This window comes from Kitasatospora sp. NBC_00240 (assembly GCF_026342405.1).
Lineage (GTDB): Bacteria > Actinomycetota > Actinomycetes > Streptomycetales > Streptomycetaceae > Kitasatospora.
On sequence record NZ_JAPEMU010000001.1, the window covers coordinates 7,409,331 to 7,432,255 of the forward strand.

The 22,925-nt window shown below is 74.7% G+C and carries 23 protein-coding genes; 9 read left to right on the forward strand and 14 right to left on the reverse strand.

Annotated elements, in window-relative coordinates; all coding sequences use genetic code 11:
- Window position 1: 1 nt before the first annotated feature.
- Complete coding sequence (locus OG689_RS31720; RefSeq protein ID WP_266324277.1) at window positions 2-1,072, reverse strand: 2-oxoglutarate and iron-dependent oxygenase domain-containing protein; 1,071 nt, start codon at window positions 1,070-1,072, stop codon at window positions 2-4.
- A 522-nt stretch (window positions 1,073-1,594) separates the two neighbouring features.
- On the opposite strand from OG689_RS31720, the gene OG689_RS31725 reads away from it, so the two are divergent.
- Both OG689_RS31725 and OG689_RS31730 read left to right on the forward strand, forming a co-directional pair.
- Window positions 1,595-2,137, forward strand: a complete 543-nt coding sequence (locus tag OG689_RS31725; protein ID WP_266324278.1) for a carboxymuconolactone decarboxylase family protein — start codon at window positions 1,595-1,597, stop codon at window positions 2,135-2,137.
- A gap of 326 nt (window positions 2,138-2,463) precedes the next feature.
- Complete coding sequence (locus OG689_RS31730) at window positions 2,464-3,846, forward strand: FAD-dependent oxidoreductase (RefSeq protein WP_266324279.1); 1,383 nt, start codon at window positions 2,464-2,466, stop codon at window positions 3,844-3,846.
- Between the two features lie 63 nt (window positions 3,847-3,909).
- Here the strand turns inward: OG689_RS31730 and OG689_RS31735 are convergent, their stop codons facing one another.
- From OG689_RS31735 to OG689_RS31770, 8 genes are all read right to left on the reverse strand, one after another.
- Window positions 3,910-5,301 carry an aldehyde dehydrogenase family protein gene (locus OG689_RS31735; protein ID WP_266324280.1) on the reverse strand — a complete coding sequence of 464 codons (1,392 nt, stop codon included), beginning with the start codon at window positions 5,299-5,301 and terminating at the stop codon, window positions 3,910-3,912.
- A gap of 59 nt (window positions 5,302-5,360) precedes the next feature.
- Complete coding sequence (locus tag OG689_RS31740; RefSeq protein ID WP_266324281.1) at window positions 5,361-7,115, reverse strand: asparagine synthetase B family protein; 1,755 nt, start codon at window positions 7,113-7,115, stop codon at window positions 5,361-5,363.
- A gap of 83 nt (window positions 7,116-7,198) precedes the next feature.
- Window positions 7,199-7,729, reverse strand: coding sequence for a hypothetical protein (locus OG689_RS31745; protein WP_266324282.1), 531 nt, complete (start codon window positions 7,727-7,729; stop codon window positions 7,199-7,201).
- Window positions 7,730-7,754: 25 nt separating this feature from the next.
- Window positions 7,755-8,612, reverse strand: a complete 858-nt coding sequence (locus tag OG689_RS31750; RefSeq protein ID WP_266324283.1) for a hypothetical protein — start codon at window positions 8,610-8,612, stop codon at window positions 7,755-7,757.
- A 19-nt stretch (window positions 8,613-8,631) separates the two neighbouring features.
- On the reverse strand, window positions 8,632-9,687 hold the full coding sequence (locus OG689_RS31755) for a hypothetical protein (protein ID WP_266324284.1): 1,056 nt from the start codon (window positions 9,685-9,687) through the stop codon (window positions 8,632-8,634).
- Window positions 9,684-10,337, reverse strand: a complete 654-nt coding sequence (locus tag OG689_RS31760) for a cupin domain-containing protein (protein WP_266327574.1) — start codon at window positions 10,335-10,337, stop codon at window positions 9,684-9,686. Before OG689_RS31760 ends, OG689_RS31755 begins: the two co-directional genes overlap by 4 nt.
- 228 nt (window positions 10,338-10,565) lie before the next feature.
- Entirely contained in the window at window positions 10,566-11,864 is a 1,299-nt protein-coding gene (locus OG689_RS31765) for a methyltransferase (protein ID WP_266324285.1), read from the reverse strand.
- Between the two features lie 91 nt (window positions 11,865-11,955).
- Complete coding sequence (locus tag OG689_RS31770; RefSeq protein ID WP_266327576.1) at window positions 11,956-12,561, reverse strand: TetR/AcrR family transcriptional regulator; 606 nt, start codon at window positions 12,559-12,561, stop codon at window positions 11,956-11,958.
- A 438-nt stretch (window positions 12,562-12,999) separates the two neighbouring features.
- Between OG689_RS31770 and OG689_RS31775 the strand changes: the two genes are divergently transcribed.
- Window positions 13,000-14,937 carry a glycoside hydrolase family 3 protein gene (locus OG689_RS31775; protein ID WP_266324286.1) on the forward strand — a complete coding sequence of 646 codons (1,938 nt, stop codon included), beginning with the start codon at window positions 13,000-13,002 and terminating at the stop codon, window positions 14,935-14,937.
- 91 nt (window positions 14,938-15,028) lie between these two features.
- Here OG689_RS31775 and OG689_RS31780 read toward each other — a convergent pair whose 3' ends face one another.
- Window positions 15,029-15,811: an arylamine N-acetyltransferase gene (locus tag OG689_RS31780; RefSeq protein WP_266324287.1), complete on the reverse strand. Its 783-nt coding sequence runs from the start codon at window positions 15,809-15,811 to the stop codon at window positions 15,029-15,031.
- A gap of 393 nt (window positions 15,812-16,204) precedes the next feature.
- Here OG689_RS31780 and OG689_RS31785 point away from each other — a divergent pair, with 393 nt between their 5' ends.
- The 4 genes from OG689_RS31785 (at window position 16,205) to OG689_RS31800 (ending at window position 18,020) form a co-directional block, all read left to right on the forward strand.
- Complete coding sequence (locus tag OG689_RS31785; protein WP_266324288.1) at window positions 16,205-16,897, forward strand: SUMF1/EgtB/PvdO family nonheme iron enzyme; 693 nt, start codon at window positions 16,205-16,207, stop codon at window positions 16,895-16,897.
- Between the two features lie 73 nt (window positions 16,898-16,970).
- The gene (locus tag OG689_RS31790) at window positions 16,971-17,276 is read left to right on the forward strand and encodes a ribosomal protein L7/L12 (protein WP_266324289.1); all 306 of its coding nucleotides are present in this window, start codon (window positions 16,971-16,973) and stop codon (window positions 17,274-17,276) included.
- Window positions 17,267-17,656: a hypothetical protein gene (locus tag OG689_RS31795; RefSeq protein WP_266324290.1), complete on the forward strand. Its 390-nt coding sequence runs from the start codon at window positions 17,267-17,269 to the stop codon at window positions 17,654-17,656. The genes OG689_RS31790 and OG689_RS31795 overlap by 10 nt, the downstream gene beginning before the upstream one ends.
- Before the next feature lie 64 nt (window positions 17,657-17,720).
- Window positions 17,721-18,020, forward strand: a complete 300-nt coding sequence (locus OG689_RS31800) for a hypothetical protein (RefSeq protein ID WP_266324291.1) — start codon at window positions 17,721-17,723, stop codon at window positions 18,018-18,020.
- Between the two features lie 407 nt (window positions 18,021-18,427).
- Here OG689_RS31800 and OG689_RS31805 read toward each other — a convergent pair whose 3' ends face one another.
- A complete protein-coding gene (locus tag OG689_RS31805; RefSeq protein ID WP_266324292.1) occupies window positions 18,428-18,754 on the reverse strand; it encodes a hypothetical protein in 327 nt (108 codons plus the stop codon).
- Between the two features lie 80 nt (window positions 18,755-18,834).
- Complete coding sequence (locus OG689_RS31810; protein WP_266324293.1) at window positions 18,835-19,293, reverse strand: helix-turn-helix domain-containing protein; 459 nt, start codon at window positions 19,291-19,293, stop codon at window positions 18,835-18,837.
- Between the two features lie 125 nt (window positions 19,294-19,418).
- Here OG689_RS31810 and OG689_RS31815 point away from each other — a divergent pair, with 125 nt between their 5' ends.
- Window positions 19,419-20,261 carry an alpha/beta fold hydrolase gene (locus tag OG689_RS31815; protein WP_266324294.1) on the forward strand — a complete coding sequence of 281 codons (843 nt, stop codon included), beginning with the start codon at window positions 19,419-19,421 and terminating at the stop codon, window positions 20,259-20,261.
- Window positions 20,262-20,369: 108 nt separating this feature from the next.
- Here the strand turns inward: OG689_RS31815 and OG689_RS31820 are convergent, their stop codons facing one another.
- Window positions 20,370-20,849, reverse strand: a complete 480-nt coding sequence (locus tag OG689_RS31820; RefSeq protein WP_266324295.1) for a hypothetical protein — start codon at window positions 20,847-20,849, stop codon at window positions 20,370-20,372.
- An 85-nt stretch (window positions 20,850-20,934) separates the two neighbouring features.
- The gene (locus OG689_RS31825) at window positions 20,935-21,738 is read right to left on the reverse strand and encodes a TIGR03084 family metal-binding protein (RefSeq protein ID WP_266324296.1); all 804 of its coding nucleotides are present in this window, start codon (window positions 21,736-21,738) and stop codon (window positions 20,935-20,937) included.
- 246 nt (window positions 21,739-21,984) lie between these two features.
- On the opposite strand from OG689_RS31825, the gene OG689_RS31830 reads away from it, so the two are divergent.
- The gene (locus OG689_RS31830) at window positions 21,985-22,899 is read left to right on the forward strand and encodes a LuxR C-terminal-related transcriptional regulator (protein ID WP_266324297.1); all 915 of its coding nucleotides are present in this window, start codon (window positions 21,985-21,987) and stop codon (window positions 22,897-22,899) included.
- The last annotated feature ends 26 nt before the right edge of the window (window positions 22,900-22,925 follow it).

Genomic DNA, 22,925 nt, shown 5'->3' on the forward strand with positions numbered 1-22,925 from the left:
ACTAGCGCGAGCCGCTCTCCAGCAGGTCGGCGTGGTGCCGGCGGGTCACCTCGGGGTGTGCCCGCAGGTATCCCTTCAGCTCGTTGCGGCCGAAGTCGGCGAAGAGGGGGTTGCCCGGGTCCTGGGTGGCGCCCGGGGCGTGGTGGGCGAGCGGGAAGTCCAGCGGTTCGATGTGGGCGTCCAGGCGCGGGTTGTAGAAGAACGGGACGGAGAACCGCTCGCGGGCGCCGGCCGGGCTCACCACGCGGTGGTTGGTGGCCTTGAGGTATCCGTCGGTGGCGACCTCCAGCAGTTCGCCGAGGTTGACCACGAAGGCGCCCTCCATCGGCGGGACCTCCAGGAAGGACCGGTCGGCGCGCTCCACCTGCAGGCCGCCGACGCTGTCCTGCAGCAGCAGGGTGATGAAGCCGTAGTCCTTGTGCGCGCCGACGCCCTGGCCGGCGCCGTCGGGGGCGGTGCCGGGGTAGCGCACCAGCTTCAGTCGCAGGTGCGGGTGGCCGGCGAAGGCGTAGTCGTAGAAGTCGGCCGGCGCCCCGATCGAGGCCAGCAGTTCGTGCAGCAGCCGCTCGGCGACCGCGCTGAGCCGGTCGATCCAGTGCAGGGCGGCGGCGCGCAGCTCCGGCAGGGCCTGCGGCCACTGGTTCGGGCCCTCCAGCCACCAGTAGGGCGGCTCGCCGGGGGCGGGGACGTGCGGCGGCAGCTCGGCGCCGATGTCCAGCTGGTCGCGCCAGTCCTGGCTGCCGCCGGTGCGCTCGTCCCCGGTGCGGGTGTAGCCGCGGAAGTGCGGGGAGTTCAGGTTGCTCACGGCCAGCCGGTCGGCCTCGGGGAGGGCGAAGAAGGCCCGCATCGCGTCGGTCAGCGCGGCGGTCTCCTCGGCGGTGATGCCGTGGCCGGTGAGCTGGAAGAAGCCGACCTCGGTGGCGGCGGCCCGCAGGTCGTCGTGCAGCCGGGCGCGCTCCTCCGGGGCGCCGGCGGCGAGCGAGAGGTCGATCACCGGAAGTCCGGCGGCGGGCGTGCCGTCGGGGGTGGAGCCGGAGGAAGGGATGGGTGCCTGCTGCGTCATGGGTGACATCCGCTGTGTCTCGTCCCGGCCGGGCCCGGTGGTGACCGGGGACGCCGAGGCCGCGCCGGGTAGGGCGGGGGCCGCGGGGCCGGGAGGGGGATGCGGGCCCCGCGGGGCCCGCCGTGAAGGTGTGGGGAGGGTCAGCCGGAGCGTCGACAGGACATGCTCGTGACGCGGAGCAGGTCCACGTGGCGACGGCTGACGAGTATGAGCACGTCGTCCAGCCTAGATCACCGGGTCGGCGGCGGGCGAGCAGCCTGCTGTGGGGTGTGCCACGCCGCCGTGCGGGAATGTCCCGCCGCGAGTACGTCCATCGCCGATCCTCCCCGCACCGGGTGGATTCTCAAGGCCAGGCTCCGCGAGCGTGGACGGTTCGTCAAGAAGCCGGGCGCGCGGCGGGCCGCAGCCGGCGGGCGTCCGCGCCGGCCGCCCGGCGGGGCGAGGAGGGCAACCTGGGAGTAGGCACGCGAGTGGCCCGGGCCCCAGCATGGACCGTCCGTTCGTCCGGCCGACCCTGCGGAGAGAACAGTCATGCCCCACATCAGCATCACCAACGGTCTCCCGGGCATCAGCGGCCTGATGGCCCGGCGCCCCGACACCGCCGCCCCGCTGAACCAGCTCGCCGAGACGCTGCTCCGCAGCCCGCTGTCGCTGAGCCGCGGCGAGCGGGAGCTGATCGCCGCGTACACCTCGGAACTCAACGAGACGGAGTTCTGCTCGGGATCGCACAGCGCCTTCGCCGCGGCGCAGCTCGACGGCGGCGCGGAGCTGGTGAAGGCGGTGCTGCACGGGCTCGACGAGGCGCCCGTCACGCCGCGGCTGCGGGCCCTGCTGCGGATCGCCGGCGCCGTCCGGGGGCCCGTCCGAGCACTGCCGCCGGAGCTGGTGGCGCAGGCCCGGGCGGCCGGCGCCGACGACGACCAGATCCACGACACGGTGCTGATCGCGGCGGCGTTCTGCCTGTACAACCGCTATGTGACCTGCCTCGACACCGAGCTGCCGGCCGACCCGGGCTACTACGAGGAGGGCGCGGAGCGGATCGTCACCCGCGGCTACGCCCCGGCGGCCCGCTGAGGGCGCACCGCTGACCGCACACCGCCGTCGGCGGGCCGGCGGGCGGCGGGTGGTTCGGGAGGTGGCAGGGACGGCCGAAAGTCGTCGGTGGGGCGGTCGCGGCGGGCCGTTCGGGCGGGGGTGGCTCCCCATTCGGCCGCGGACTGTGTAAGGGTGTCCTAACAAGAAACGGGTCCGGGCATAGGTCTGGTCTATGGGTCCATAGGTCCAGCACGTCTACCGGACGGGCGCCGGCCGGGAAATCGTGGTCCCTGCAGCACCGGGCTGCCCCGGCCCGCCCGGATCCGTCGCCCGCTCGCCCGCCCTGCCAGTCGGAGGAACGCCCCATGCCCCGTCCCATACGTGTGGCCATCGTCGGAGCCGGTCCCGCCGGGATCTACGCCGCGGACGCGCTGATGAAGTCCGACGTGGCCCAGGACCCGGGTGTGTCGATCGACCTCTACGAGCGGATGCCCGCGCCCTTCGGCCTGATCCGGTACGGCGTCGCGCCGGACCACCCGCGGATCAAGGGCATCATCACCGCGCTGCACCAGGTGCTGGACAAGCCGCAGATCCGCCTCTTCGGCAACGTCGACTACCCGGGCGACATCAGCCTGGACGAGCTGCACCAGTTCTACGACGCGCTGATCTTCTCCACCGGCGCCGACGCCGACCGCGACCTCACCGTCCCCGGCATCGAGCTGGACGGCTCCTACGGCGCGGCCGACTTCGTCTCCTGGTACGACGGCCACCCCGACGTGCCGCGCGACTGGCCGCTGGACGCCGAGAAGGTCGCGGTGCTCGGTGTCGGCAACGTCGCCCTGGACGTGGCCCGGATCCTGGCCAAGACCGCGGACGAACTGCTCCCCACCGAGATCCCCGCCAACGTGTACCAGGGGCTGGCCGCCAACAAGGCCGTCGAGGTGCACGTCTTCGGCCGCCGCGGCCCCGCCCAGGCCAAGTTCAGCCCGATGGAGCTGCGCGAGCTCGACCACTCCCCGACCATCGAGGTCGTCGTCGACCCCGAGGACATCGACTACGACGACGGCAGCATCGCCACCCGCCGGGGCAACAAGCAGGCCGACATGGTCGCCTCCACCCTGGAGAACTGGGCCATCCGCGACATCGGCGACCGGCCGCACAAGCTGTTCCTGCACTTCTTCGAGTCGCCGGTCGAGGTGCTCGGCGAGGACGGCAGGGTCGTCGGGCTGCGCACCGAGCGCACCGAGCTGGACGGCACCGGCAACGTGAAAGGCACCGGCCGGTTCCGCGACTGGGACGTCCAGGCCGCCTACCGCGCCGTCGGCTACCGCTCCGCCGAACTGCCCAAGCTGCCCTTCGACACCATCTCCGGGACGGTCCCGCACGAGGCCGGCCGGGTGGTCGAGAACGGCACCCACCTGCCGTCCACGTACGTCACCGGCTGGATCAAGCGCGGCCCGGTCGGCCTGATCGGCCACACCAAGGGCGACGCCAACGAGACGGTCGCCTGCCTGGTCGACGACTTCAAGGGCGGCCGGCTGCGCACCCCCGAGGCCCCCGCCGAGGACGCCGTCACGGCCTTCCTGGAGGGTCGCGGCGTCCGGTACACCACCTGGGAGGGCTGGCACCGCCTGGACGCCCACGAGCGCGCGCTCGGCGAGCGCGAGGGCCGCGAGCGGATCAAGGTCGTCGAGCGCGCGGAGATGCTCCGCGCCAGCGAGCCGCAGGACGGCGCCGTCGAGGGCTGATCCGGCCCCGGCACTCGCACCGGCCCCGGCACCGTTCCGTACGGTGCCGGGGCCGGCGGCGTGTCAGACCGGCCGGCCCAGCCGGGCGGTGACCGTCTTCGGCCGCTGGTACTCGTGCAGGGCCAGGGCGCTCAGGTCGGTGCCGCTGCCCGAGGCGCCCCGGCCGCCGTGCGGCAGCTCGGCGGACTGCACCAGATGGCAGTTGAGCCAGGCCTCACCGGCGTTCAGCCGGGCCGCCAGGTCCAGCCCGGCCGACAGGTCGCTCGTCCAGACGCTGGCCGCCAGCGCCTGCGGGACGCCGTCGGCCAGGGCGAGCGCCTGCTCCGGGCCGGCCGCCCGCTGCACGGTGAGCAGCGGGCCGAAGACCTCCTCCAGCACGGCCGGGTCGTCGTCCGGGAGTTCGGCCAGCAGCCGGGCCGGCCGCCAGAGGCCGTCCGTGCGCCCGGGTGCCGCCACCGAGTACGTGGCGCCGGAGGCCGCCACGATCCGGTCGTAACGGGCCGCCTGGTCGGGGTTGTTGAGCGGCCCGAAGTCCCGGCCGGCCTGCCGGGCGGCCAGGGCGGCGGTCAGTTCGGCGACCACCTGGTCGTGGTTCTCGGCGAGGGTGATCACCCGGGCCGGGGCGGCGCAGCTCTGGCCCGCGTTGTAGGTGCAGGCGGCGGCCAGGTCGGCCCAGGTGTGCGCGGGGGCGTCCGGGAGGATCAGCACCGGGCTGTTGCCGCCCAGTTCCAGGCTGGTGCGCCGGCCGCCGGCCAGCGCCGCCACCTCGGCCCCGGCGGCGGCGCTGCCGGTGAAGGCGATCATGTCGACGGCGGCCGCGGCCAGCAGCCGCCCGGTGGTCCGGTCACCCGGCAGGCCGGCCAGCACACCTTCGCCCAGTGCCTGCCGGGCGTGCTCGGCCAGCAGCGCCACCGAGTCGGGGGTGGTTTCGGCGGGCTTGACGACCACCGTGTTGCCGGCCGCGAGGGCGGGTGCGCAGCGCCAGGCGGCCATCAGCAGCGGGTAGTTCCACGGGACGATCGCGGCGATCACCCCGACCGGCTCCCAGCGCACCCAGCTCTCGTGGCCCGGGACGTACCGGCCGGCGGCGGGCGCGCTGCCGGCGCGGGCGGCCCCCGCGTAGAAGCGGAACAGGTCGGCGACCTGCCGAACCTCGCCGAGCGCCTCCGCGAGCGGCTTGCCGGTGCCGGCCCGCTCCCGCTCGGCGTACGCCTCCTGGTACTCCTCGACGAGGTCGGCGAGCGCGTCGAGCCGCCGCTCCCGCTCCCGGGGGGTCAGGCCGCGCCAGGCCGGCAGCGCGCCGCGGGCGGCGCCGACGGCCGCCGTGACCCGCTCCGCGCGGGCCGGCTCCAGGGTGCCCCGGCGCAGGCCGGTACGGGGGTCGGTCAGATCGAGGACGGGGGCGGGGGCGCTGCCGGTCGGCGTGGCGTCGGGGCTGCCGGTGGAGGTGTCCAAGGGGGTGCCTTTCGGGGGTCGCGGGCGCGTCGCGGGTCGCGGGCCGGGTCGTCGGCGGCTCACAGGTCGTAGGCGCGGAGCCACAGCTCCAGGGTGAGGACCAGCCACAACTTGCCGCCCTGGCGCGGCAGCAGGGCGCCCTCGCCGCGCATCCAGGTCCGGATCGTGTCGGGGCGCAGCAGCCCCCGCTGCCGGGACCGCCCGCCGAGCAGCAGGTCGCCGGACAGCTCGTGCAGCGGGCCGCGCAGCCACTTCTGCACCGGCACCCGCATGCCGCTCTTGGGGCGGTCGGTGACGGTGTCGGGCAGCAGGTCCCGGACGGCCTCCTTGAGCACCCACTTCTCCACCGTGCCGTTGAGCTTCCAGCGCGGCGGGGTGGCGAAGGCGTGGTCGATCACCCGCCGGTCGAACAGCGGCGAGCGGCCCTGGACACCCTGCGAGGCGGTGAGCCGTTCCACCTTGGTGAGGATGTGGTGGGCGCCCTTGGTCCGCAGGTTGCAGTGCAGCAGCTGGTTCAGCAGCGACTGCATCGCCCCGGGGCGCAGGTACGGCGCGACGAAGCGCTCCGGGTGCGGCTCGTCCGCCAGCGCCCGCAGCGCCTCGGGGGTGAGCAGCGCGGGCAGGTCCTGGTAGCACTTGCGGTAGGACCGCAGGTACGCCTCGGCCCGGGCGCCGGGGGAGGGGTCGTCCCGGTGCAGCTCGTGCACCAGCATCGGCAGGTTCTTCGGGCCGCCGAACACCGGGTCGCCGCCCTCGCCGTTGAGCGACACCCGCAGTCCGTCGCCGGCCACCGCCTCGGCGAGCATCAGGTTGGGCACGGTCAGCGGGTCCCCGACGGGGCTGTCCAGCAGGGCCACGGTGTCGGCGAGGCGGGCGGCGACCTGGTCGCCGGAGACGGTGAGGATCCGGTGCCGGGTGCCGCAGTGCTCGGCCACCAGGCCCGAGTAGCCCAGCTCGTTGGGCAGTTCGTCGCCGAAGCTGATCGAGTAGGTGTGCACCGGGTGGGTGTGCAGCTCGGCGGCCAGCGCGGTCACCAGGGAGCTGTCCACGCCGCCGGAGAGCAGCACGGCTACCTTCTCGCCCTGCGGGAGCCGGCTGCGGGTGGCGTCCTCCAGCAGGGTGCGCAGCCGCGACGCGTAGACGCCGGGGCCGAGTTCGCCGGCGGGGAGCCCGTCGGCCCGGGCGACGGCGTCCGAGGGCTCCCAGTAGGACTCCTGGGTGCTGGTGCCGTCGGCCGCCAGGCGCAGGATCCGGCCCGGCAGCGCCTCCAGCACCCCGCTCAGCAGGGTCTCCTCGCCGGGCAGGTAGGCGAAGGTCAGGAAGGACCGGACGGCCGCGAGGTTCAACCCGGTGCCGAGCGCCGGCCAGTGCCGCAGCGAGCGCAGCGAGGTGGAGGCGGCCCAGCAGCCGCCGGCGCGGGCGTAGAAGACCGTCCGGGCACCGACCTGGTCGCGGATCAGGACCAGGTCGGCGCCGTCCACGACGATCAGCACGAACATGCCCTCGGCGGCCCGGACCCCGGCCGCTCCGAGCCTGGCCCAGCAGCGCAGCAGCAGCTCCCCGTCGGGGCAGCCGGCCGGTGCGGCGGCGCCGGCCGCGGCGAGGGCCGCCAGCAGCTCGGACCGGTTGTGCAGGGTGACCTCGCCGACCGCGGTGAGCCCGTCGAGGGTGAACGGGCCGCTCGCGTGGCCGGGTTCGCCGTCGATCAGGGCGGCCGGCGCCGCGTCGGGGCGGGCCGGGGCTCCGGTGATCGCGGCCAGCTGGGTGCGGGCCCGGTCGTCGTCCGGTCCTGCGCAGGCGCAGCAGCGTGCCATGGGGGAGGTGCCTCTCAGCCGGGAGCGGGTCGGTTCGGCCCGGGGCCCGGTGGGGCGTCCGGGGTCACGGGGTGCGGCGGCCGTCAGCCGAAGTCGTCGCCGTCCCAGCCGCCGTCGTCGCCGTCGTCCCAGCCGCCGGAGTAGTCGCCGCCGCCCGAGTCCCCGGAGCCTGCGGAACCGCCGTCCGCGGCCGAGCTGTCGGCGGCCTGTGCGCGGGCCTGCGCACGCAGCTCCTCCTCTTCCTCCGGGGAGAGCGTGAGCGGCGGGTACTGGCTCACGGCGACCGCGCCGGCCAGGCCGAGGGCGGTGAGCACCACGCCCAGCCGGCCCCCGAACGAGGTGCGGTTGACCAGCACGGTCGTCCCGTCGCCCCAGACCGTGCGGCCGTAGCCGATGTCGCGGCCGTAGCCGACCCGCCCGTCCGCGTGGACGCGCTTGATCAGGTCGCTGCCGAGCCGCTCGTCGGTGCCGGCGTCGCCGAGGGTGTCGTGCCAGTGCACCAGCCCGTCGGCGCCCCGGCGGCGCCACTCGCTGCGGCCGTCCTCGTAGCGGCGGTGGGCCGTCCCGTCGGCCAGCAGTTCGTCGGAGTAGGTGAGGTGGCGTGGCTGGGTCATCGTCCGAGGTCCTCGCGGGTGGGGATCATGGCGTCGGCCAGGTCATGAAGCCGGCTTCGCGCAGGCCGCGCAGGTGGTGGCGGACCGGGGTGCGGGTGCCGGTGGTGCCGCGTACGGTGCGGATGACCGCGTGCAGCAGTCGGGCCGGATTGACGGCGGCGACCTCGGTGAAGCGGCCCGAGGCCAGCCAGGCGCGTTCGGCGGGGCGCAGCCCGGCGGTGAGGTGCTCCGGCAAGGGGACCCGGAACGGCTTCGGGGCCCGCCCGGCGGTCAGGTGCAGGGTGCCCGCGTGCCGTGGCACCAGGCCCATCGAGCGGGTCGGAGTCGCGTGCGCGTCGCGGATCCGCCGGTAGCAGGCGAGCCCGGCGGGGCTCGCGTCGTGCAGGACGTGGATCACGGCGTCCCCGGCCCGGTCGAGCGCGGCCAGCAGCCGCGGGTCGAGCGGCAGTTCCTCGGCGGCGAAGACCGGGCAGGCCGCCTCCAGGTGCAGGTCGTTGGCGATCAGCATCCGGGCGACGGCCCGGTCCTGGCACACCAGCAGCCGGGGGAAGCCGTAGTCGTACAGGTCGCTCTCGGTCGTGCGGACGGGCGCCGCCGGGGCCGGCGCGGGCAGCAGGCCGGGCAGGCCGCCGGTCCGCGCGAGCGCCTCGCGGAACCGCGAGTACGTCACCGGCGGGGCGAGGGTGTACGGGATCCGGCGCGGCCCGGCGTGCAGCGGCCGGAGCACCCGGCACAGCTCGTAGTACAGCTGGCGCTCGGTGAACCGGATGCCGCCGGGCTCGCCCGCGCGGGCGGCGGCCCGCGCCAGGGCGCGGTCGATCAGCGCGAGGCCGATCAGCGTGCGGCCGAGCCGGGTGCGGTCCATCGGCGGCCGGGGGCTCATCGGGTGCTCCGGGGTGTCGTCACGCGCTCTGCTCGGGCCAGGTGAGGAAGCCGACGGCGAGCGCCCGGCGGCGTACCTCGGCCGGGTCGTCCTCGGCCCGCACGGCGCCGGCCAGCCGCTCGACGGCCCGGGTCGCGGCGTCCAGCAGGGCGGTGGGCGGTACGGCGGCCAGCGGACTCCACCAGCCCTCGGCGAGCCAGCGGAGTTCGGCCTCGGCGAGGCCCCCCTCGGCCCGGAGCCGCTCCACGGTCTGCGGGAGGACGTCCGGCCGCCGCAGCTTCAGGGCCTTGGGCTGCGCCATCACCACGCGCGGCGGCAGGCCGCCGTCGAGGACCCGGTGGCCGCGCAGAGCGGCGCGGGCCCGGCCGGCCGACAGGCAGCCCTCCGCGCCGGCGTCGTGCAGCACGACGACGGGCAGGCCGGCGGGCACCGAGGCCGGGTCGGGGACGACCACCACACGGCTCCGCTCCTCGAAGGCGTTGGCCTGGAGGAAGGCCCGGACGGTCCGGTCCTCGCACAGCACGGCGGCGACGGGCGCGGCCGGCGGCCGGGGCCGGACGCTGTCCTCGGTGACCAGCCCGGCCGGCAGCCCGCCGTAGTGCCGCTGCCAGATGTCGGTCACCGAGCGCCGGAACCCGTCGGGGCTCCAGACGAGTTCGCGGGGCTTCATCGGCTTGAACTTCGTCCAGCGGACGGCGGACCCGATGCCGATCGCGACCAGGACGAGGCCGATCACGGCGGCCACCGCGCCGGCGCCGGCCGGGTGGGGGAGGGCGAAGCCCAGCGCGGGCAGGCCGACCAGCAGGGCGGGTATCGCGCAGCCGAGGCTGCCGCGCCGCTCCGGGTCGGCCCCGCCGACCAGGTGCCGGCGGCCGGTGCCGTGGTAGAGCTGGCCGACGGTGACGGTGATCCGTCCGTTCGCGGTCAGCCGCTCGACGGCGCGCCGCAGCCCGACGTCGCTGAGGCCGTGCGGCGTCGACTTGGGTTCCAGCGCGAAGGACTTGCGGCACTTCGAGCAGGTGTTGCCGGTCCGCTCCTTGTACAGCAGGTTCGCCGAACAGTGCGGGCAGATCATCTCGGGACCTCCAGCGCGGTGGCGAGGCGGCGCAGCCGGGCGGCCAGCCGCTCTCCGGCGGTGACCGTACCCAGGCGCTGGGTCCGTTCCACTTCCCGGAGCTGGGCGGCGAGTTCGGTGTCGGACCGCCGTTCGGCCTCGGCGGCGGTGATCGCGTAGTCCTCGTGGTCGATGCCGAAGCCGGTGTTGGCGGCGAGGATGTTCAGCGGTCCGGTGCCCCGGTTGGCGAAGGAGTGCGGCATCAGCTCCGGGATCCGGACCAGCAGGCCCGGGGCGAGCGGGAGGTCCACCACCCGTCGGCGTTCGGCGTCGTAGAGGCCGCAGGAGGCGTGGCCGAGGCTGAGGACGAGGTGTTCGCCGCCGTGCGCGTGCGGGGTGAAGGCACTGCGCGGGCCCACGATGCCGAGCTTGTAGGTGGCGTTGGAGGGGCGCTCGGGCGAGGTTTTGGCGTCGCCCACGAGGTAGTGCGCGAACTGGCCGTCGTCGATGAAGCGCAGCAGCTCCCCGCCGCCCGGGTCCTGCGGGCCCAGTTCGCGGGCGCCCTGACGGTCGGCGAGCAGCACCCGGCCGTCCGGGCGCAGTTGGTACAGGTCGACACCGGACGGCAGTCGACCCGCGAGCCGTTCCAGCGCGCGCAGCCCGGACCGCACGGACAAGTCACCCACCCCCCAGTGTCGCGGGCGGTGTCGGCGCTCGCGCGAGCAAGCCGGCGCGTCACGGTCGGTCACCACCCGATGGGATGATCTTACTCGTCCGGGGCGTCGGCACCAGGGGTCGAAGCCGGCGGGATCGCTGCCGCCGGGCCGCCGGCACGGGGGCGCGACGACCGGGGAGCCGCGGGCCGGACGTGCGCGTCCGGCCGCGCGGGCTCCCGGAGTTCAGCTCTTGACGGCCCGTAGGATGACGAACTTCGGATCGCTGCTGACAACCTCGCAGTTGCCGAACAGCCGGCGCAGCTTCACGTGGTAGCCGAGGTGCCGGTTGCCGATCACCCAGAGTTCACCGCCGGGTCGCAGGGCGTCCCGGGCACCCGTGAACATCCGCCGGGAGGTCGCCTCCGTGGTGGCCTGGTGGGTGTGGAACGGCGGGTTGTTCAGCACCAGGTCCACCGACCCGGCCGGGACGCCCGCGAGGCCGTCACCGGTCAGGAACTCGGCGCCGGCGTGCGTGGCCGGATCGGTGTTCGCCCGGTAGGTGGCCCGGGCCGAGGCCACCGCCTGGTGCGACTCGTCCACGAACAGCACCTCGGCCTCGGGGTTGGCCAGCGCCGCCGCCGTGCCGACCACGCCGTTGCCGCAGCCCAGGTCGACGACCCGCTCGGGGCCGCGCCGCTCGGGCAGGTGGCGCAGCAGGAACCGGGTGCCGATGTCGAGGCGCTCGGCGCAGAAGATGCCGGCGTGGTTCACCACCGTCCGCCCGCCCACCACGCCGATGTCCTCGGGCAGCGCGTAGCTGTGCGGCCACGGGCCGGGCGTACGGGGGATCGCCGGGTCGGGCGCGCAGAAGATCAGCCGGGCCTTCTTGGCCGCCAGCGAGGTGCGGGTGTGGCCGAGGATCCGTTCGAACAGCTTCAGCGTGGAGGTGTGGATCTCGGTGACCATGCCGGTGCCGACGACCACGGTGCCGGCGTGCACACCGGGGGCCAGCCGGTGCAGCTGGTCCTCCAGGAGCGCCAGGCTCTTGGGGACGCGGACCAGCAGGACGTCGATCCGCTCAGGCGGCGCGTCCCTGGTGGAGAGCAGCTCGACGGTGCCGGGCCCGGCGGGCCGCTCCGCGCCGTCCGGGCGGCCGGCCGCGCCGGGGGAGCCGTCCGCGCTGTCGGAGCTGTTGCGGGCCAGGTTGGCCAGGGTGGCCTGCTGGCCGAGGTAGGAGTCGCTGATCTGGACCAGCCGGGTCGCCCCGGGCTCCACCCGCCCGGCGAGCGCGGTGACCAGCCCACCCCAGCGGTCGCCCAGCACCACGACGGTGCCGCTCAGGTCCACCGGCCGGGCCGCCGGCGGCTCGGCCGGGGCCCCCGGGGTCGTGCCGGTGCCCGGTCCCGCGCCGGTGCCGGCGGTGCCGTCGAGGTGCCGCAGCAGGTACTCGTCGGCGGTGTCCCAGGCACGGAGCTGGTCGCGCGGGTCCTCGGGGAAGCGGGTGAGGTCGTACTCGCCCCACGATGTGGTCAGACGGTTCATGGTCGACCCAGGCTATCCGAGGAGCCCGCCGTCCCCGGCCATCAGCGCAGGCGGGGGTGCCCGTCGACGGCCCGTGCGGCCGGGCCCCGGATCAGCCCGGCCCGGAGGTGTCGCCCGGCCCGCTTCCGCCCGGCCCGTTCCCGCCCGGCCCGGCGGCCGGCGGCCGCAGGTCGGACAGCAGCGCCGAGAGCACCCGCCGCGTCACCGCCGCCATGTCGACGGACCGGGGCGCGAGCAGCCACTGCACCTGGAGGCCGTCCATCACGGCGATGACGGCGCTGGCCACGCCCTCGACGTCGAGGTCCGGGTCCGCGTCGCCCAGCTCGCAGGCCTCGCGCAGCGCCTCGGCCACCAGCACCCGAAGGCCCTCGTAACGGTCGCGGAAGAACTGCTGGGCCGGGTGGCCCTCGGTGACGCTCTCGGCGGACAGCACCGCGTACAGCCGCACGATGCCCTCCTGGGTGGAGTTCAGCCGGACGGTCTCCACCAGGTGGTCCAGGAAGGCGGTACCACGCGGGCGTTCGGGGCCCAGCCGCTCGATCTCCGAGGTGTCCCGGAGCTCCAGAACGCCGCTCAGCAGCGCCGTCTTGGAGCGGAAGTGGTGCAGCAGCCCGGCCTGGGTGAGGCCGGCCCGTTCGGCGATCTCGGCCAGTGAGGCGTTGTGGTAGCCGCGGGTGGCGAAGGTCTCGACCGCGATCCGCAGGATCTCCTCGCGTCGCTGCGCACCGGAGGCCCGGCGGGCTGCGGTCGCGGGCGTCGCGCCGCCGCCGGCCGCCTTGTTCGTGCTTCTGGGTGTCACCGGGCGAAGTCTACGGGCCGGCGCCCGCGGGCTCGCGGCCCGAGCGAAGGGCCTACGACGGCCGGATATGTCATGTCCTGAAAAAAGCCGGCGCACGATACTTACCAAGTGGTCGGTAGGTCTGATTGCATGTCAGCCGTCGCACCCGGCCGGACACGGCGTCAGGGCCCGTCCGGTCGGCATGCGGGCCGTCGTGCCCGTTCCCGGTACCCCGTCAGTTTCAGCGCCCTCAGGACCTGGTCCGCTGCTCGTCGCCCGCACCCCGTTCGCCGCGCACGGAGCGCGGCCGGCGGTCCCACCCCGTTCGTAGCACCCCTTCGAGACGGAGAGACACCGGTGAAAATCCACCCCAACGGCACGACCGGCCGCGCCCGCCGCGGGACCCTGCTGGGCGGCGCGCTGCTCGCCGCCACAGCACTGGCGTTCGGCGCGACACCCGTCACCGCGGCCCGGGCCGCGCCCGCCGGCCAGGACGCCACGAGCTACCTCGACCCGAGACTGCCTGTGGAGCAGCGGGTCAGGGACCTCCTCGGCCGGATGACCGTCGAGGAGAAGATCGGCCAGATGACCCAGGCCGAACGCAACTCCGTCGAGTCGGACCAGAGCCGGATCACCACCCTGGCGCTCGGCTCGCTGCTCTCCGGCGGCGGCTCCACCCCCACCCCGAACACGCCGCAGGCCTGGGCGGACATGATCGACGGCTACCAGAAGCGCGCCCTCGACACCCGGCTGCACATCCCGCTGCTCTACGGCATCGACTCGGTGCACGGCGACAACAACCTGGTCGGCGCCACCGTCTTCCCGCACAACATCGGCCTCGGCGCGACCCGTGACCCCGAGCTCGTCCGGGAGGCTGCCCGGATCACGGCCGCCGAGACCCGGGCGACCGGCCCGCAGTGGGTGTTCGCGCCCTGCGTCTGCGTGGCCCGCGACGACCGCTGGGGCCGCACCTACGAGAGCTACGGCGAGGACCCGGACCTGGTCACCCGGATGGAGACCTCGATCGACGGCCTCCAGGGTGACAACCCCCGGGACCTGGCCCGCCCCGACCGGGTGCTGGCGACCGCCAAGCACTTCGCCGGGGACGGCGACACCACCTACGGCAGCTCCACCAACGGCGCCTACAAGCTGGACCAGGGCGTGACGATCACCGACCGCGAGCACTTCCGGACGATCGACCTCGCCCCGTACGTCGCGGCCGTCCGCGAGCACGGCGTGGGCAGCATCATGCCCTCGTACTCCAGCGTGGACTGGACCGAGGACGGCATCGGCAACCCGGTCAAGATGAGCGCGAACAAGGAGCTGCTGACCGACGTCCTCAAGCAGAAGATCGGCTTCGACGGGTTCCTGATCAGCGACTGGGACGCCGTTCATCAGCTGCCCGGCGACTACGCCACCCAGGTGCGGACCGCCGTCAACGCCGGGCTCGACATGTTCATGGAGCCGTACAGCGCCGACAAGTTCGAGCAGACCCTGCTGGCCGAGGTGCAGGCCGGGCGGGTCACCGGCGCCCGGATCGACGACGCCGTCCGCCGGATCCTGCGCGCCAAGTTCCGGCTCGGACTCTTCGAGCACCCGTACACCGACCGGTCGGGTGCGGCCGCGATCGGCTCGCCCGCCCACCGGGCGGTGGCCCGCAAGGCCGTCGCCGAGTCGCAGGTGCTGCTGAAGAACGACGGCCACGCGCTGCCGCTGGGGCCCTCCCAGCGGATCTACGTCGCCGGCACCGACGCGGACGACATCGGCAACCAGGCCGGCGGCTGGACGGTGACCTGGCAGGGGCAGTCCGGCGCCACCATCCCCGGCACCACGATCCTCCAGGGCATCCGGCAGAACGCCGCGCGGACCACCTACAGCGCGGACGCCTCGGCGCCGACCGACGGCTACGACGTCGGCGTGGTCGTGATCGGCGAGACCCCGTACGCCGAGGGGGTCGGCGACGTCGGCAACGGCCACACCCTGAACATCTCGGCCGCCGACCGGGCAAACATCGACCGGGTCTGCGGCGCGATCAGGACCTGCGTCGTCCTCGACGTGGCGGGCCGCCCCCAGATCGTCACCGACGAACTGCCCAAGACCGACGCGTTCGTGATGTCCTGGCTGCCCGGCAGTGAGGGCGCGGGCGTCTCCGACGTACTCTTCGGCAAGCGGCCGTTCACCGGGAAGCTCCCGGTCAGCTGGCCGCGCAGCGAGGCCCAGGAGCCGATCAACATCGGCGACGAGCAGTACGACCCGCTGTTCGCGTACGGCTTCGGCCTGAGCACCCGCCGCTGACGGACCGGGCCGGGCCCCGGCTCGGGGCCCGGCCCGCCCGGCGCGTCGGGGGATCGACCCGCCGGGCGCGCCGGGGCAGACGGCGGGGGAGTCAGCCCGCCGGCTGCGCCGGGGCGGGCGGCGCCACGGGCAGCCGGTCCAGCGCGATGCCGAACCACTTCCGGTACGCCTCCAGGGCCTCCGGCTCGCCGAGTTCGGTCTCCTGGCGCTCCTCGCCGGCCGTCCGGATCAGCCGGGTGCCGCTGAGCGTGACCCGGCCGTCCTCGGTCAGCAGCGAGCAGGTCAGCCCCTTGGTGAAGTGCGACTCGGGCGAGGTGGTCTGCCACCAGCAGGTCGGCCCGAAGTCCGCCAGCGCGAAGGCGCGCGGCTCCAGCCGGTACTGCAGGGAGCCGTCCTGCAGGACGTCGAGGTCCTCCCCGTGCTCCGACAGGCGGAACACGCCCGCGGTGTCCTGCTGGTCGCCGCGCTCGTCCAGGCGCAGCGGGCCGTGGCTGAATCGGCCGAACCCCACGTCCACCAGCCACGGCTCGTCCAGGTCGACCCGCAGGGCCAGGTGGTCCATCGGCGAGCCCAGCCGCTCGCCGAAGAATACCCGGCCCCCGAGCAGGGTCACCCGGTAGCCGAGGGCGGTGAGCAACGCGGCGAAGGCGCCGTTCAGTTCGTAGCAGAAGCCGCCCCGCCGCCGGTCGACCACCTTGGCCAGCAGCGCCTCCTCGGTCAGCAGCACCGGCTCGCCGAGATGGATGCTGAGGTTCTCGAACGGGACGGCCCCCAGATGGGCCCGCTGCAGCACCCGCAGCGCCGCCGCGTCCGGCCGCTCCGGCCGTTCGGCCCCGATCCTGGCCAGGTAGGCGTCCACCTGAGACTTGTCCATCGACAGCTCCAATTCCCTTGGTCCGGGTCGGTTCGGCCGGTTTCCGGGTGTACCGGCACCGGTCCATGATCCCGAATCGTCCACCGGCCCGGGCCCCCGCCCCCGGCAGCACCGCGCCGGGGCGATCTGCCAGCCCGGCGCCGCCGCCGAGCACCGGCCCTTCGCCGGACGGAACATGAGGGGTGGTCAGGCAAAGTACCGTGCGGGCCGGCGCGACGCCGAAGGCTCGGGGGCCCACTCGCCGGGTCTGTAGGATCGGCCCATGACAACCCGGGAGCTCGTGGAAGCGCACGAGGTCTCCGTCCTCGGCGTCGGCCGTCCGCCGGCCCGGTCGTCCGGCCGGTGTGCCCAGGGGCCCCGACCGACCGTCCAACGACCTTCTGAGGGGCCGCGATGAGCCTGCTACCGATGCCGCACCGGGCCGCCGCCGATCCCCTGATCGCGCTGCCGGCCGGCGAGATCGTCCTGCGGGACGAGGGCACGCTGACCGACTGGACGGTCCCCGTCGCCGCCTTCCGGCTGGCCCCGTACCCGGTGACCCGCGAGCTGTACGCCGCCGTGCTGGGCAAGGCACCCGAGAGCGCGGCGGGCCCGCGCACACCGGTGACCGAGGTCTCCTGGCAGGACGCCGTCCGCTTCTGCAACCTGCTCTCCCGGCAGGAGGGGCTCCGGCCCTGCTACACGACGGGGGAGGACCCCGACGCGCAGGACGTGCTCTGCGACCCGCAGGCCGACGGCTACCGCCTGCCCTCCGAGGCGGAATGGGAGTACGCCTGCCGGGCCGGCAGCACGGACGTCCGCCCCGGCGACCTGGACGCCATCGCCTGGTACGACGGGAACTCCGGCGGCGAGGTGCACGAGGTCGCGACCCGGGAGCCGAACGCGTGGGGCCTCCACGACATGATCGGCAACGTCTGGGAGTGGTGCTGGGACCTCTACGACCCCCGGGTCTACGGCGCCTACCGGGTGTTCCGCGGCGGCGGGGCGTACGACAAGCCCCGCTCCTGCCGCGCGTCCTGCCGCCGCAAGAGCCACCCCACCCTGCGGATCGACGACCTCGGGTTCCGGCTCGCCCGGTCCTGCTGATTCCGGCCGCCGCCGTCGGCCCCGGCCCTCCGCCCGGAGAGGCGCCGGGGCGCGCTGGCTAGAATCGCCGACCATGGACACTGCCCTGATCATCGTTCTCGTCCTGGTCGTCGCCCTCGGGCTGCTGGTCTCCGGGATGGAGAGCAGGCTCCGCGGGATGGACCGCAGGCTCGTCGCCATGGACCGCAGGCTCGGCCTGATCATCGATCACCTGGGCGCCCACCCCGCCGACGACGGCCCCGAGCCCGCCCTCCAGCGGGTGGCGGCCCTGGTACGGGACGGCAAGAAGATCCACGCGATCAAGGCCTACCGGGAGATCACCGGCGCCGACCTGCGCGAGGCCAAGGAGGCGGTCGAGCGGATGGAGGAGTGGCGCTGAGCCACCGTAAGGCCCGTACGGGCGCCACCCCGTCGATCGCGGGAGCCCCGGCCCGCCGGCAGGAATGGCCCGAGGGCTCCGCGGCTGATCCGGACGCGGCCCGCGCGCGGTACGAGCACGACATGCGGGAGACCCGCGGTGCCGCCCGGCAGGCACTTCGCGCGGAACTGCCTCACGCGCATCTCGGTCTCGGCCTGATGACGCTCGTCGCGGTGGCCGTCGGATATTTCAAGGGGATCCGCTTCGGGGCGGTGGTGCCGGCTGCCTTCCTGGCACTCTTCTGCGCGATGCTGGCCGGCCGTTTCGCCACCGGGGCCCGCGGCCGCGATCTGCTCCGCCGCAGCTACCTGCTGACCTTCGGTTGGGCCCAGTGGTTCTGAGCACGGCCTCCGGACCTCCGGCGGCCCCTGCGCCCATGTCGGAGGTCTCTGACATCATCCGGCCGTGATCACCGGGAACGAAACCGACCTGCTGTCCGGCCTGGACGAACTGGACTGGGCGAACCTGAACCACGCCTTCGGGACGGCCGGCGACGTCCCCGGTCAACTGCGCGCCCTGTGCGGAGACGACGAGCAGGCACAAGAGGATTCCCTCGCCTGCCTGTTCAACCACCTCGCGTACCAGGGCACCCGCTGTCAGGCATCTCCGTACGTGGTGCCGTTCCTCGCCCGGATCGCTCTCGCAGGCCCTCGGGCCTGTCCGGCGGATCTTGCCGGGCGCACGACGCCGGATCATCCCGCCTGAACGCACGCCCGAATCATCCAAGTACGTCCAGGGCGAGGACGGTCCTGCCGGACCTGTTCCCCAGCCCCTTGCCGGACCCCCGCCCGCTGTAAGCCGACCTCACCCATCCTCAGCAGCGGCTCCTGCGTGCCCTCGCCGACCTCGGCGAAGGGCGGTGGAACTCGGCGGGTGACCTCGGCGAGAACCTCGGCACTCACGGACTGCCCACCGGCCTCGCTGAACTGCGCAGGTACGTCGGCCTGCAGCCGGCCGGGCCGGGGAGCCGCCCGCCCGGGAACTGACCACGGACGCGGAATTCCACAGCCAGGCCGGCAGCTACCGGCTCGACACCGTGACGCCTCGACGGCAGTACGCCTGCCACCGGCCTCCCGGCGAGGCGTGCGGGGGTGACGACCCGGAAGCGCTCGTCAGCCGGCGCGCCGTGCCGCCTCCGGGGCGGCGCGCAGTCGCCTCGCCTCGTCGAGCAGTCGCGGCACGTCCTGGCGCGCGCCGGCGATGAACTCGATGTCCGCGTCGGTCTGCGCGTCCACTCCTCCGACCTGGCGGCCGCCGGTGGCGCGCGTCAGGTAGAACTCGTCGTGCACCTCTTCGTCGCCGGGGAGCTCGATGAAGCTGGAGCCGCCGATCCCGTGCCGGCTCTCCAGGCACCCGATCCACGGGCCCGGAGTGGCAGCGGCGGCACGCCGCTCGATCGCGGACAGCTCGTCCTCGGACAGCGGTTCGTCGGATCCCATCGTCGAAGCCTCCCCGGGCACGCGCCGCAGGTCCAGGGCCACCGCGGCGCATGGTCCCCACTCTCGGGACGGGACAGCCGTCAGCCGCGCAGTCGGGACAGCGTCGCCGGCGTCAGGTGCCGGGCCAGAATGTCCAGGGCGGCGGTGACTTCCTCGACGCGCGCGGGGTCGTCGGTGCCGAGGGCGGCGGCGAGTGCTGTGTCGATCGTCCCGGTGCGGACCTCGGCGACCCGGGCCGAGGGTTCGGCGGCCGGGCGGGCCAGCAGGCGGCGGCGGTCGGCCGGATCGGGGGCGGTGGTGATCGAGCCCGCCTCCTTCAGTCGGGCGACCGCGGTGGAGACCTGACTCTGCGGCAGGCCGGTGCGGGCCGCGATCTCGCCCACGGCGCTGTCCGGGTGTTCGACGATGTCGCTCAGCACGACGAGGACCGAGCGGGTACCGCCGGGGCGGCGCCCGTGGTCGCCGGCGGGCTGGGGGAGCGCCTCCTCGCCGATCTTCATCAGGGTGCGGCCCAGTAGGAAGAGTTCGACTCCGTTCATGTCCAGGAGAATACATCAGGTGAGATGTATCGAAGAAGATGCATCTATCTTGATGTATCTATTCGGATGCTTTACGGTGAAGGAGCAGGCAGGCCACCGAGGCCGCCACCGGACGGGAGCACCCCATGACCACTGCCGTACGCAACACGCTGTCCGTGCCCGGCGCCATGCTCCACTACGAACTCCGTGGCACGGGCCCCCTGCTGCTCGTCGCGCAGAGCGGGGAGGGGGACGCCGACCGCACCGAGGCGCTCGTCGGCCATCTCGCGGACCGCTACACCGTCGCGACCTACGACCGGCGAGGCCTGTCGCGGAGCACCCGCCTCGAGGCGAAGGGGCCCGTCACCCCGCAGACCCATGCCGAGGATCTGCACCACCTCCTCGCCGCGCTGACCGACCGGCCCGCCCTGCTGCTCGGCTGCAGCCTCGGTGCCCTCTACGGTCTGCACCTGGTCGCCGCCCACCCCGACCAGGTGCGGACGCTCGTGGCCCACGACCCCGCCACGCCTGGCCTGCTCCCTGCCACCGACCGGGCCGGCATCCGTCGGACCCTGGACGGGATCGTCCGTACCCACCGGAGTGCGGGCTGGGCCCCCGCCATGCGCCGGATCGCCGAGGCCGTCGCGATCGACCCCGCGGCGATGGAGACCGAGCCCGGCTTCACCATGCCGGCGACCACCGCGCGGCGCATCGCCAACATCGAGTTCTTCCTGTCCAACGACCTCCCCGAGTTGCGCGACAGCACGCTCTGCGCGGCCGACCTCGCCGCCCCGGCCACCCGCCGGGTCCGGATCGTGCCCGCCGCCGGACGGACCTCGGGCCAGGCCTGGAACTACCGGTGCGCCGAGGAGCTGGCCGCCCTGCTGGGTACGGACATCGTGGAGTTCCCGGGCGGCCACAACGGCAACACCACCCACCCCCGGGCGTTCGCGGCCCGCCTGCACGAAGTCCTCGACGCGTCCCGCTGAGGCCGTGGGCCCCCGATGCGGTGGCCCCGATGTGGTGGCTCCGATGCCGTGGGCCCCGCCGCGACGGGGGCGGGGAGACGGGGGCGGGGAGACGGGGGCGGGGAGGCGTCAGCGGGACGGTTCGTCCTCGAGGTCGGTGATCCGGCGGTCGGCGAGCCGGACGGTGTACCGGACTTCACGGTCGGTGCCGTCTCCCCAGTGTTCGCCGAGGCGGACCGTGGCGTAGCCGGGGGAGGTGCCGACCTCGCGCACCGACCAGGAGACCGGGATGCTCCGGGCGCGGAACACCGGGTCGACGCCGTTGTGCGCGGCCCAGGTGTCCAGCCTCAGGTTCAGGGGCGCGCCGAGGTACTTCTGCCGGACGGCCCGGGGCGAGTCGTCGATCTCCCCGAGCATCGCTAGCCGGTACTCCTCGAAGAAGGCGTTGACCTGCGTCTCGGCGGGTCCGGCCCGGACGGCGTGGCTGATCGGGGGCGTGTCGCTGGGGGAGTGGGCGACGGCGCCGGCCGGGGTGGCGACGAGGCCGCCGCCGGCGGCCAGCAGGGCGGCGCCGGCGACGGCGGTGCGGTACCTCGGAGTGGAGAACATGGGACGGATCACATCATTCGTCGGCGAAGCTCCGCCATCCCCGAAAGGTGTGGTTTGGCTTTGCGTCAGTAAGATTGACGTTTCGTCAGATCCCGATCGAGCCCCCGGTGCCCGCGGCCCGGCCCTTGCCGGGCGGGCCGGCGAAGGCCTGGGCGATCGGCAGCCAGGCCAGCGCGGTCGCGCCCGAGGCCGTCACGGCGAGATCGTCCCGGTGCCGTCGCTGGGTGACCAGCAGGCAGAAGTCCAGGGCCGGTCCGGTGATCCGGTCCGCCGCCTCCTCGGGCCCCCATGTCCACAGCTCCCCGTCCGGGCCGGTCAGCTCCACCCGCACCGGCTCCGAAGGTGCCGGCCGGCCGTGCTGGACGAAGGCGAAGCCCATGGTCCGGACGCCGAGGTGGGCCACCTGGCGCAGCCGGGCGGTCGGTACCCGGGCCACGCCGAGCGCGTCGGCCACGTCCTGTCCGTGGGCCCAGGTCTCCATCAGCCGGGCGGTGGCCATCGAGGCCGGCTTCATCGGCGGTCCGAACCACGGCAGCCGGACGTCGCCCGGCGCCGAGGCCAGCACCGCCAGCACCTCCTCGCGGCCGGCCCGCCAACGGGAGAGGAGTCCGGCCGGCGGGCCGGCCGCCCCGATCGCCGCGCCTTCGCCGACCGGGTCGGTGCCGGGGACGAAGGCCCGTTCCACCGCGCCGAAGAACCCCTCCGGGTCGCAGGCGGAGAGCACCGTCCAGTCGTCGGTCCAGGCCAGGTGGGCGATCTGATGGGCGATCGTCCATCCCTCGGCCGGGGTCGGCCGGGTCCAGTCGGCCGGGGCGAGTGCGGCCACCAGGGCGTCCAGCTCGGCGTTCTCCGCGCGCAGGTCGGCCAGCAGGCCGTCCGGGCTCGTCATGATCGTCTCCCCTTGGTCTCGGGCCGGTTCGGTCGTCCGGCCGGCCCGCCGGCGTCCGCGGGCCGGGGCCCGCGGGTGTGTGGCACAGGCTACGGCCGCAGACTACGGCGGGAGGTCGGCGGGGACCAGGACGGCGCGGCCCGGGCCGGCGATCGGGCCGGCGGGCGGCGCGCGGGCCGCCCGGGAGCGCGGAGCCGGCCCTGCGCAGGTCTCGCCAGCCGCCTCGGCGCGTGTGAGAATCGCGCGATGACAAGGGCTGCGGACACCCCCGCCCGGGCGGCCGGCGGCCTCGACGCCCGGGCCGCGGAGCTGGTCAGGGCTGCCGTCCTGGCGGATCTCGCCCGGCGGGTGGTGGCGGACTGCGGCGTGGACGTCGGCCTGGTCGGGGTCCCCGACCGCCCCCGGCCCCGCATCGGCGCGGCCCCGTCCCCGGCAGGTCCGCCGCCCGGCGGTGGCGGGGGCGGCGCCGGTACCGGCGAGGCGGGCGGGCGCGACGGCGGGCCGGCCGGGATGGTGCTGCGGCACTGGTCCGGCACCCGGGCCGGCCTGCTGCACGATCTGGTCGTCCCCAGCGGGACCGGCCTCGGCGGCCGGGCGCTGGCCGAGCGGGCCGCCACCTGGGTGCCCGACTACCGGGCCGCCACCACCATCTCGCACGAGCACGACGCCGCCGTCGACGCCGAGGACCTGTACGCGATGCTGACGGTGCCCCTGCTCCACGACGGCGCGGTGCACGGCGTGGTGTACGCGGCGCTGCGCGACGTCGTCCCGTTCGGCGACGTACGGATCGGGGCGGTCGCCGAGCTGGCGGCCACCGCCACCCGGGCGCTGGCCGGAGCCGCCGCCTGGGCCCGGCCGGACGACCGGCGCCCCGCCGCTCGCCCCCGCCCGCGGCCGGGCGGGCCGGACCTCCCGGCGCCGCACCGACCGTCCGCCGGCCACCCGGCGGCCCGGGCCCGGCCGCCGGCGCGGCTGACCCCGCGCGAGCACGAGGTGCTCCGCTGGGCGGCGACCGGCCGGACCAATCCGGAGATCGCCGCCCAGCTGGGGCTGACCTGCAACACCGTCACGGGCTATCTGAAGAGTGCGATGCACAAGCTGGGCGTCCGCAACCGGGTGGAACTGGCCCTGACGGCGAGGGAGTCCGGCCTGCTCGGCTGAGGATGTCGGGCCGCCCGGCGGGAGTC

Coding starts and splice junctions, on each gene's coding strand:
- OG689_RS31780 (WP_266324287.1), bottom strand. CDS start 15,811: ATGGACAAGTCTCAGGTGGACGCCTACCTGGCCAGGATCGGGGCCGAA.
- OG689_RS31740 (WP_266324281.1), bottom strand. CDS start 7,115: ATGGCACGCTGCTGCGCCTGCGCAGGACCGGACGACGACCGGGCCCGC.
- OG689_RS31720 (WP_266324277.1), bottom strand. CDS start 1,072: ATGTCACCCATGACGCAGCAGGCACCCATCCCTTCCTCCGGCTCCACC.
- OG689_RS31830 (WP_266324297.1), top strand. CDS start 21,985: ATGACAAGGGCTGCGGACACCCCCGCCCGGGCGGCCGGCGGCCTCGAC.
- OG689_RS31790 (WP_266324289.1), top strand. CDS start 16,971: ATGGACACTGCCCTGATCATCGTTCTCGTCCTGGTCGTCGCCCTCGGG.
- OG689_RS31725 (WP_266324278.1), top strand. CDS start 1,595: ATGCCCCACATCAGCATCACCAACGGTCTCCCGGGCATCAGCGGCCTG.
- OG689_RS31815 (WP_266324294.1), top strand. CDS start 19,419: ATGACCACTGCCGTACGCAACACGCTGTCCGTGCCCGGCGCCATGCTC.
- OG689_RS31820 (WP_266324295.1), bottom strand. CDS start 20,849: ATGTTCTCCACTCCGAGGTACCGCACCGCCGTCGCCGGCGCCGCCCTG.
- OG689_RS31750 (WP_266324283.1), bottom strand. CDS start 8,612: ATGAGCCCCCGGCCGCCGATGGACCGCACCCGGCTCGGCCGCACGCTG.
- OG689_RS31825 (WP_266324296.1), bottom strand. CDS start 21,738: ATGACGAGCCCGGACGGCCTGCTGGCCGACCTGCGCGCGGAGAACGCC.
- OG689_RS31785 (WP_266324288.1), top strand. CDS start 16,205: ATGAGCCTGCTACCGATGCCGCACCGGGCCGCCGCCGATCCCCTGATC.
- OG689_RS31805 (WP_266324292.1), bottom strand. CDS start 18,754: ATGGGATCCGACGAACCGCTGTCCGAGGACGAGCTGTCCGCGATCGAG.
- OG689_RS31810 (WP_266324293.1), bottom strand. CDS start 19,293: ATGAACGGAGTCGAACTCTTCCTACTGGGCCGCACCCTGATGAAGATC.
- OG689_RS31745 (WP_266324282.1), bottom strand. CDS start 7,729: ATGACCCAGCCACGCCACCTCACCTACTCCGACGAACTGCTGGCCGAC.
- OG689_RS31755 (WP_266324284.1), bottom strand. CDS start 9,687: ATGATCTGCCCGCACTGTTCGGCGAACCTGCTGTACAAGGAGCGGACC.
- OG689_RS31765 (WP_266324285.1), bottom strand. CDS start 11,864: ATGAACCGTCTGACCACATCGTGGGGCGAGTACGACCTCACCCGCTTC.
- OG689_RS31730 (WP_266324279.1), top strand. CDS start 2,464: ATGCCCCGTCCCATACGTGTGGCCATCGTCGGAGCCGGTCCCGCCGGG.